Below are 8,565 nucleotides of genomic sequence, written 5' to 3'. Positions count from 1 at the left end.
ATGCCGACGATCGTGCGTTTCGTCGGCAAGTGCTGGCCCGCGAGGAGGGCGCCGACAACACTGCGCCGGCCCTCCAACCCTCCCCATGCCGCATGGCGGGCGGTCCTGCCTCGCCGTGTCGAGCCGCGGGATCGGTGTGTCCAGAACAGAAGAAACCCCGTGATGAACCACAGAATCTGCGCGATCGCCCTGGCCGCATGCGCCGCCTCGTTCACAGTCCTTGCAGCCGATGCGCCGCAGGCGCCCGCGTCTGCGGTCAAGGCGGCGCCCACCCTCGGTCTGCAGGCTCGCCTCGAAACCAGCGTGGGCGGCAAGGTGCCCGCCATGGGCGCCGTGGTGATACGCGGTGGCCAGGTGACGGAGCTTGTGGTGGCCGGCCTGCGCGCCAAGGGCGACGCCGAACCGGTCCGGCCGGGCGATGTCTGGCACCTCGGCTCCAACGGCAAGGCCATGACGGCCACGATGGTCGCGCGGCTGGTGGAACGGGGCGTGTTGTCCTGGGACGCCCCGCTGAGTCAGTTGCTACCCGAGCTGGCCGTGGACATGCAGGCCGCCTATCGTGACGTCACCCTGCGTGACCTGCTCGCACACCAGGCCGGCCTGCAAGCGGACATTGATGAATCCTGGATGGCGGTGTTCTACAAAGACAAGCGCCCTTTGCACGAACAGCGCCTGGCCTTCGCCCGCATCGCGTTGGCGCAGCCTCCCGCCTTTGCACGCGGTGCCGGCGACGGCTACTCGAACTCGGGTGTGCTGATCGCCGGCCTGGCCGCCGAGCGCGCCGCTGGCTTGCCCTACGAGACCCTGTTGCAACGCGAGCTGTTCGAGCCGCTGGGCCTGCGCAGCGCGGGGTTTGGTGCCACCCACCGCGGCCAGCCCTTGGGGCACAAGGCTGGCGAACCCGTCGAAGGCGTGGAGGCGGACAACCCCGCCGTCATTGCGCCGGCCGGGGGCATCACCATGTCGCTGGAAGACTGGTCCAAGTTCGCGGTCGACCAGATGGCCGGCGAGCACGGACGCGGCAAGCTGCTGAAGGCGCAGACCTACCACCTGTTGCACCAACCGGCGCGTGAAGGCGGCAAGTTTGCGCTTGGTTGGCGGGCGCAGAACAGCATGGCCGGCGTGAACGCCCGCCACCTCGCCCACACCGGCAGCAATCAGGCCTGGTTCGCCCTCATCGTGCTGAAGCCGGACGCCGAAGATGCCGTGCTGGTGACCAGCAACGCCAGCGAGGACGTCGAGGCCGACAAAGCCGTCCGCGCGGTGGCAGTTGCCACGCTCAAGGCCATGGCGCCCTAGGCGGGCATCAACAAGGAGCGCCCAGGGCTCAGAAGGTTTCCCAGTCGCCTTCGGCGGCCGCCGGTGCCGGTGCCGGTGCCGGGGCAGGGCGGGGCGCGACGACGGAGGCGGGCTTCGCGGCAGCGGGCTTGGGTGCTGCCGCCTTGAAAGGCGCCTTGGGTGCTGCGGCCTTTGGAGCGGGTGCGTGCGCCTTCGTCGGTGCCGGGGCGCTGGCCCTGCGCTGCGGCTCGCTGCCGGCCACGCGGAACACGGCGACGGCCTCGACAAGGCGCTGGGCTTGCTCCTTCAGGCTCTCGGCCGCGGCGGCGGACTCTTCCACCAGGGCGGCGTTCTGCTGCGTCATCTGGTCGAGCTGCACGACCGAGGTGTTGACMGAATTGATGCCCTCGCTCTGCTCGGTGGCGGCCGAGCTGATCTCGCCAATGATGTCCTGCACGCGCTGCACGCTGGAGACGATCTCGCCCATCGTCGTGCCGGCCGTCTGCACCAGGCGGGCGCCGTTCTCGACGCGCTCGACGCTGTTGCCGATCAGGGCCTTGATCTGCTTGGCCGCCTCCGCGCTGCGGCCGGCCAGGGAACGCACCTCGCCGGCCACGACCGCGAAGCCGCGGCCCTGCTCGCCGGCACGGGCCGCTTCCACGGCGGCGTTCAGCGCCAGGATGTTGGTCTGGAAGGCGATGCCGTCGATGGTGCCGATGATGTCGGAGATCTTCTTGCTGGCGACATTGATCTCGTCCATGGTCGTGACGACCTGGCCGACGACCTCGCCGCCGCGTGTCGCGGCCGCCACGGCGGACTGCACGAGTTGGTTGGCCGTGCGGGCCGAGTCAGCGGTCTGCCGCACGGTGCCGGTCAGTTCGCTCATGGACGAAGCAGCGTTCTGCAGGTTGCTGGCTGTCTGCTCGGTGCGCTGGCTCAAATCCAGGTTGCCGGTCGCGATCTCGGTGCTGGCCGTGCCGATGCTGTCGACCGAGTTGCGCACCGTGCCGATGGTGGTGGCCAGGCGCTGGCGCATGCCCTCGGTGTCCTGGATCAGTGAGCCGATCTCGTCGTTGCGACTGCTGCTGACCGACTGGGTCAGGTCGCCCTCGGCAATCGCGCCGACGGCCTTCTGCAGCGAGGCCAGCGGCTGTGCGACCCAACGGCGCATCATCCACATCAACCCGAAGCCCAGGCCCACGGCAGTCAGTGCGAGGGCGCCCCAGAAGAACCACAGCGTCGTGCGGCCGGCGGCCTGAGCCTCGCCGCGTGAGACCTGGGCGACGACCCAGTAGCCGGTCTTCTCGCTCTTGCGCGCCACGGCGAAGTTGTCGGTCTTGCCGTTGCCCAGCACATCGGGCACGTCGTCCAGCACGACGGCGCTGGCGGTCTGTTCGGCCAGCGTCTTCTCGAAGCCGGGTGCGACGCTGGACAGCAGCTTGCCCTTGGCCGACGGGTGTGCGGCGAGCAGGGCCTTGGTCGGGTCCTTGGGCACGGCCACGATATAGGTGCCGCCGTGCTCGAAGAACTTGGCGCTGCCGGCCATGCGGTCCATGGCGAGCTCGAAGGCGTCGAGGTCGAAGCCGACGAAGAGGATGCCGATGACCTTGCCGGCGTCGCTTTTGATCGGTTCGTAATGCGTCATGTAGGCGCGGCCGAACAGCAGCGCGCGGCCGGTGTAGGGCTTGCCGGCGGAAACCGTGGCGTGGGCAGGGTGCTGCTTGCCCAGCATCGTGCCCATGGCACGCTCGCCCTTCTCGTTCTTCAGCGAGGTCGTGATGCGTTCGAAGTCGTCGCCCTTGGCCGCGAAGACGGTGGCCACGCCGCCGTTGACGGCCGCGAACTTGTCGACCTGGGTGAAGTTGCCATTGAGCTTGGGCCCCCAGTCGCGCAGGTCGCCGGTGGCCTCGTCCAGCGTGAAGCTGGGGCCGAAATCCTGGCGGAAGGAGCCAAAGCTGCGCTGGATCTGCTTGGCGGCGACGTCGTCCATCGCCTGCATCGCGTCGATCAGCGACTCGGCCTTGTCGCCGACCCAGGTCTGCACCTGGTCATTGGCGGACCGCTTCAGCAGCGTGCCGACGATAAGGCTGACACCCAGCAGCACCACTGCAACGGCGACTGCGCCGGTCAGAGACACCTGGCGGGCAATGGAGTTGTTGGGCTGACTCATGCGAATCTCCAGGGGCCAAAGCAAGCAAGGCTCCGCACACCCCGCCTCGTTGCGGGGGCACGTGAACAGGAATCAGGGCAGGGCGGTCAAGCGGCGATGGCCGCTTCCATCAGGCCCATCTCGGCACTGCTCATCAGGCCTTCGATGTCCATCAGGATCAACATGCGGTCGCCGACGGACCCGATGCCGGTGATGAAGCTGGTATCCACCGACGCCGAGCTCAACTCGGGGGCCGGCTTGATCGCGTCGCGGCTCAGCTCCAGCACGTCGGAGACCGAGTCCACGACGGCGCCGACGACGCGGTTCTTCACGTTCAGCACGATGACGACCGTGAAGCTGTTGTACTCGGCGCTCGGGCAGTTCAGCTTCAGGCGCAGGTCGACGATGGGCACGATGACGCCGCGCAGGTTGACGACACCCTTGATGAAGTCCGGCGCATTGGCGATGCGCGTGGGCTGCTCGTAGGAACGGATCTCCTGCACTTTCAGGATGTCGATGCCGTATTCCTCGGAGCCCAGGCGGAAGGTCAGGTACTCGCCGCTCTTGGGGCCATGGGCCTTGGCGCTGAGGGCACCGGGTTGGCGCAGGGCAGGGACGTTGCTGGCTTCCATGCAGACCTCCTAGTTATGTGTGTGATGGTTCAATGGCGCGAACGACGCACAAGGCTGCCGACGTCCAGGATCAAGGCCACGCGGCCGTCGCCCATGATGGTGGCGCCGGACACGTCATTGACCTTGCGGTAGTTGGCTTCGAGGTTCTTGACGACGACCTGCTGCTGGCCGAGCAGTTCGTCCACCAGCAGCGCGACGYGGCCGCCTTCGGCCTCGACGACGACCATGATGGAGCTGACATGCTCGAAGTCGAAGCGCGGCACGTCGAACACCTTCTCAAGCTCGATGACGGGCATGTACTCGTCACGCACCTCGACGACGCGGCCGGAGCCGGCGACGGTCTTGATGGTGTCGGACTGCACCTGGAAGGATTCGACGACGGAGGACAGCGGCAGGATGTAGCACTCGTCGCCAACGCCCACGCTCATGCCGTCCATGATGGCGAGTGTGAGCGGCAGGCGCACGGACACCTTCATGCCGTAGCCTTCCGCCGAGTCGATCTCGACCGTGCCGCCCAGCGACGTGATGTTCTTCTTCACAACGTCCATGCCGACGCCGCGGCCGGACACGTCGGTGACCACGTCGGCCGTGGAAAAGCCGGGCGCGAAGATCAGGCTCCAGCACTCGGCATCGGTCATCGTGTCCGGCGCGTCGATGCCCTTTTCGCGGGCCTTCTTGATGAGCTTCTCGCGGTTCAGGCCGCGGCCGTCGTCGCGTACCTCGATGACGATGCTGCCGCCCTGGTGGGAAGCGACCAGCGTGATCGTGCCTTGCTCGGGCTTGCCGCGGGCGGTGCGGTCTTCCGGCATCTCGATGCCGTGGTCGCAGCTGTTGCGCACCAGGTGGGTCAGCGGGTCGGTGATCTTCTCGACCAGGCTCTTGTCCAGTTCGGTGGCTTCACCCTGGGTGACCAGTTCGACCTTCTTGCCCAACTTGGCCGCCAGGTCGCGCAGCATGCGCGGGAAGCGGTTGAAGACCGTCGACATCGGAATCATCCGGATCGACATGACCGATTCCTGCAGGTCGCGCGTGTTGCGCTCCAGGTCGGCCAGGCCCGAGGTCAGCTGCTGGTACATCGCCGGGTCGAGTTCGCGGCTGTTCTGGGCCAGCATGGCCTGGGTGATGACGAGTTCGCCGACGAGGTTGATGAGCTGGTCGACCTTCTCGATCGACACGCGCAGCGTCGTCTGGTCCATGGCCGCGGGCTTGGCCTCGGCCTTGGCGACCGGCGTGGCGGGGCGGGTCGGCACGATGGCGGCCGTGGGCGCGGCCTCCGCGGCGGGCGCTGCCGCAGCGACACTTTCGGGCACGCCGGGGGCGTCATCGAAGAAGCCGTAGCCGGGGTCGGCGGACGGTGCCTCGGCCGGTGGTGCGCCGGGCGCACCGTCGTAGAAGCCGAAGCCGGGGCCGAGCGGGATCAGCTTGACCTGCTCGCGGGCGACGTGGAAGGTGAAGAGGTCCAGCAGGTCGTTGTCGGTCGAGCTGGTCAGCACCTTGAAGCGGCGCATGCCGTCGGAACTCTGGCCGGCGTCCAGCGGCTCGATGTTGCCGAGGTCGGTGATTTCCTTGAACAGCTCGACCAGGTTGTCGGCCAGGCTGAGGTCGGTCAGCGGGCCGACCTGCAGTTCCAGCAGTCGCGCGCCGGACTTGAGCGGTACGGCGGGCGCGGCGGCAGCGGGCGCGGGTGCAGCCTTGGGTGCCGGAGCGGCTGCTGCAGGTGCGGGCGCGCCGCCGCCTTCGACGAAGCTCTTGATGCTGACCAGCAGGTCGGTCGTGTCGAATACGTCGCCGCCCGAGCCCTGATGGCGGGCGAGCTGGGTGCGCAGCGCGTCGCCGGACTGCAGCAGCACGTCCACCATGGCGGCATTGGGCTRCAGCTCGTGGCGGCGCAGCTTGTCCAGCAGCGTCTCCATCTGGTGGGTCAGCTCGGCGACATCGCTGAAGCCGAAGGTTGCCGCGCCACCCTTGATGGAGTGGGCGCAGCGGAAGATGGCGTTCAACTCCTCGTCGTCGGCCGCCTCGACGTTCACATTGAGCAGCAGCCGCTCCATGTTGTCGAGGTTCTCGCCGGCTTCCTCGAAGAAGACCTGGTAGAACTGGCTGAGGTCGATGCCAGCACTGATGCTGGCGCCTTCTGTGGTCATGTCGCCCATGGCTGTTGCTCCGGTGGACCGAACTTCAGCGAATGACCTTGCCGATCACTTCGATCAGCTTGGCCGGGTCAAAGGGCTTGACCAGCCAGCCGGTGGCGCCGGCAGCCCGGCCCGCCTGCTTCATCGCATCGCTGGACTCGGTGGTCAGGATCAGGATGGGCGTGGTCTTGAACTTGGGGTTCTCGCGCAGCTTCTTGGTCAGGCTGATGCCATCCATGCGCGGCATGTTCTGGTCGGTCAGCACCAGGTCGAAATCACGCTGGCCCGATTTCTCCCAGGCGTCCTGCCCATCCACAGCTTCCACCACGTTGAAGCCGGCGTTCTTGAGCGTGAAGGCCACCATCTGGCGCATCGAGGCCGAATCGTCGACAGCGAGGATTGAGTGCATTTGAGTTTTCTCCGAGAGAACGTTGCCTGGGGGCTGAATTTAGCTTGGGGGGATTCAGAAAAGTTCGATGGAGCCGGCGTCCATCTCATCCTGCGTGACCGGGTTGGGCCGCAGCGGTGCGATCTCGACGACGGCCGCGCCGTCCTCGTCATCCGCACCGAAGGCGTCGCGGGCCAATTGGTCGGCGCAGTTGCGCAGGCGCTGGCTGGTGTGGGCGATGAGCTGGGTTGCCATGTCCTGGAACTGCAGCGCTGTGATGGCGCCAGCAATGTCCTGCATGATCTGCTTGAGGCCTTCGGAGGCCGGCGTGCCGTCGCTGCTGCTGAGCAGGGACATGACCTCGCCGGACGCGCTGTAGAAATGCGTGGACAGGGCTTCACCGGCATCGTCGAGAAGGCGCTGCAGGCGCTCAAGGTCGTTCGTCACCGTCATCAGGTGATCCTGCAGTTCCGCGGCCGCCAGCAGCGGCATGGCGGCCACGGCTCCATCGARTTCGGCGGCGGTGGAAGGTTCTGTCTGCATCGTGTCTCCGCGAGGGGATGCTGCTTCTTGTCCCAGCCCTGTGGATACCCTCAGGGCGAATGCATCATGGCATGTTCACTCCTTTTTCGGCCCCTGTCGACCTGGAGATGTCACGAGAACGAGCCGTATTACCGCTCTGACCCGCGTCGAGTGTGGCGCCGGGCCACCTGCCGCGAGCGGCGGCATACTGCGCCCCCATGACGATTTCTGCTGTGGAGCAGGCGCCCCGGGTCCTGCGTGTGCTGCATGTCGAGGATTCCGAACTCGACCATCAACTCATCCTTGCCCAGCTCGGCCGTGCGGGGCTCAAGGTCGAGATGCAGAGGCTGGACGCCTTGCCCGCCGTGCTGGCCGCGCTGGAGCGCCCCTGGGACGCCATCATCTCGGACTACAACCTGCCTGGCTACTCGGGCCTGGATGTGCTGGAGGCGGTGAAGGCGCGCCAGCTGCTGACGCCTTTCATCCTCGTTTCCGGCGAGATCGGCGAGGACACCGCCGTGGGCGCGATGCGCAATGGCGCCTCCGACTACCTGCTGAAGAACAACCTGAACCGGCTGGCACCCGCCCTGCTGCATGCCATCGACGCCGCCGAGAACGAAAAGGCCCGGGTGGCCGCCGATCACGAACTGGTCAAGTCCAAGCAGCGCCTGCACCAGCTGGCCGGCCACCTGCAGACCAGCGTCGAACTGGAGCGGGCCGCCATCGCGCGGGAGATCCATGACGACGTCGGCGGGTCCTTGACCGCCGTCAAGTTCGACCTCGCCTGGATCGACCGCCATGCCCAGGAGCCTGAGGTGCGCCAGCGCGTTGCCGCGGCATTGGAGACCGTGAATGCCGCCATCGAGGCCAGCCAGCGCATCATGCACAACCTGCGTCCGGCTATCCTGGAGCAGGGCCTGGTTGCCGCCCTGCAGTGGATGACGGCCCGTTTCGAACGCCGCACCGGCATCGAGGCTGGCCTGCGCATCGGCGAAGAGCGGCTGGCGCTGCCCTCCGGCGTGCCGCTGGTGGCTTACCGCACGGCGCAGGAGGCGCTGACCAATGTATCCAAGCATGCGCTGGCGACCCGGGTCGACATCGAACTCAGCCAGGACTCCGGCGTGCTGACGCTGGAGATCCGCGACAACGGGCGCGGCATGGGGCGGGGCGACCTCGCCAAGGAGCGGTCCTTCGGCATCCGTGGCCTGCACGAGCGCGCCGCGACGGTGGGCGGCTGGGTCGACCTGTCCAGCCCGCCGGGCGGCGGCACCAGCCTGATCCTGACCGTGCCGCTGGCCCAGGACGCCATCGACGCACTGGACGACTCGACCGACTTCGGCAAGGATGACGGCCAATCCATCTGGGGACGCGCGTGATCAAGGTCATCCTCTGCGACGACCACGGCCTGATCCGCCGCGGCATCCGTGACACGTTGGCGGATGCCCGGGACATCGAGGTCATTGG

7 protein-coding genes and 1 pseudogene are annotated in these 8,565 nt (G+C 67.3%); 3 read left to right on the top strand and 5 right to left on the bottom strand.

Going from position 1 to position 8,565, the window contains the following annotated elements; genetic code table 11:
• Nucleotides 1-162: 162 nt before the first annotated feature.
• A complete protein-coding gene (locus ACXJKR_RS17425) occupies nt 163-1,299 on the top strand; it encodes a serine hydrolase domain-containing protein (RefSeq protein WP_457323890.1) in 1,137 nt (378 codons plus the stop codon).
• 28 nt (nt 1,300-1,327) lie between these two features.
• Here ACXJKR_RS17425 and ACXJKR_RS17420 read toward each other — a convergent pair whose 3' ends face one another.
• The 5 genes from ACXJKR_RS17420 to ACXJKR_RS17400 all read right to left on the bottom strand — a co-directional run bounded on the left by ACXJKR_RS17420 (nt 1,328) and on the right by ACXJKR_RS17400 (nt 7,122).
• Nucleotides 1,328-3,448, bottom strand: coding sequence for a methyl-accepting chemotaxis protein (locus ACXJKR_RS17420; RefSeq protein ID WP_457323889.1), 2,121 nt, complete (start codon nt 3,446-3,448; stop codon nt 1,328-1,330).
• Between the two features lie 86 nt (nt 3,449-3,534).
• Nucleotides 3,535-4,059: a chemotaxis protein CheW gene (locus ACXJKR_RS17415; RefSeq protein ID WP_056199343.1), complete on the bottom strand. Its 525-nt coding sequence runs from the start codon at nt 4,057-4,059 to the stop codon at nt 3,535-3,537.
• A 29-nt stretch (nt 4,060-4,088) separates the two neighbouring features.
• Nucleotides 4,089-6,212 (bottom strand): chemotaxis protein CheA, encoded by a 2,124-nt coding sequence (locus ACXJKR_RS17410; protein WP_457323888.1) that lies wholly within the window; start codon nt 6,210-6,212, stop codon nt 4,089-4,091.
• Between the two features lie 25 nt (nt 6,213-6,237).
• Nucleotides 6,238-6,600, bottom strand: coding sequence for a response regulator (locus ACXJKR_RS17405; RefSeq protein ID WP_056199337.1), 363 nt, complete (start codon nt 6,598-6,600; stop codon nt 6,238-6,240).
• A gap of 54 nt (nt 6,601-6,654) precedes the next feature.
• Nucleotides 6,655-7,122, bottom strand: coding sequence for a hypothetical protein (locus tag ACXJKR_RS17400; RefSeq protein WP_457323887.1), 468 nt, complete (start codon nt 7,120-7,122; stop codon nt 6,655-6,657).
• Nucleotides 7,123-7,319: 197 nt separating this feature from the next.
• On the opposite strand from ACXJKR_RS17400, the gene ACXJKR_RS17395 reads away from it, so the two are divergent.
• The gene (locus ACXJKR_RS17395) at nt 7,320-8,477 is read left to right on the top strand and encodes a hybrid sensor histidine kinase/response regulator (RefSeq protein ID WP_056199331.1); all 1,158 of its coding nucleotides are present in this window, start codon (nt 7,320-7,322) and stop codon (nt 8,475-8,477) included.
• Nucleotides 8,474-8,565: pseudogene (locus ACXJKR_RS17390) on the top strand (DNA-binding response regulator); the annotation flags it as partial. The gene ACXJKR_RS17395 and the pseudogene ACXJKR_RS17390, both read left to right, overlap by 4 nt.

The sequence above is a fragment of the Roseateles sp. P5_E11 genome (assembly GCF_054049355.1).
The sequence above is the reverse complement of the archived record's forward strand: the minus strand, read 5'-3'. Positions and strand labels throughout refer to the sequence as shown.

Excerpts from the sequence above, each read along its gene's own strand:
- ACXJKR_RS17425 (WP_457323890.1), top strand. The coding sequence starts at position 163 with ATGAACCACAGAATCTGCGCGATCGCCCTGGCCGCATGCGCCGCCTCG.
- ACXJKR_RS17415 (WP_056199343.1), bottom strand. The coding sequence starts at position 4,059 with ATGGAAGCCAGCAACGTCCCTGCCCTGCGCCAACCCGGTGCCCTCAGC.
- ACXJKR_RS17405 (WP_056199337.1), bottom strand. The coding sequence starts at position 6,600 with ATGCACTCAATCCTCGCTGTCGACGATTCGGCCTCGATGCGCCAGATG.
- ACXJKR_RS17395 (WP_056199331.1), top strand. The coding sequence starts at position 7,320 with ATGACGATTTCTGCTGTGGAGCAGGCGCCCCGGGTCCTGCGTGTGCTG.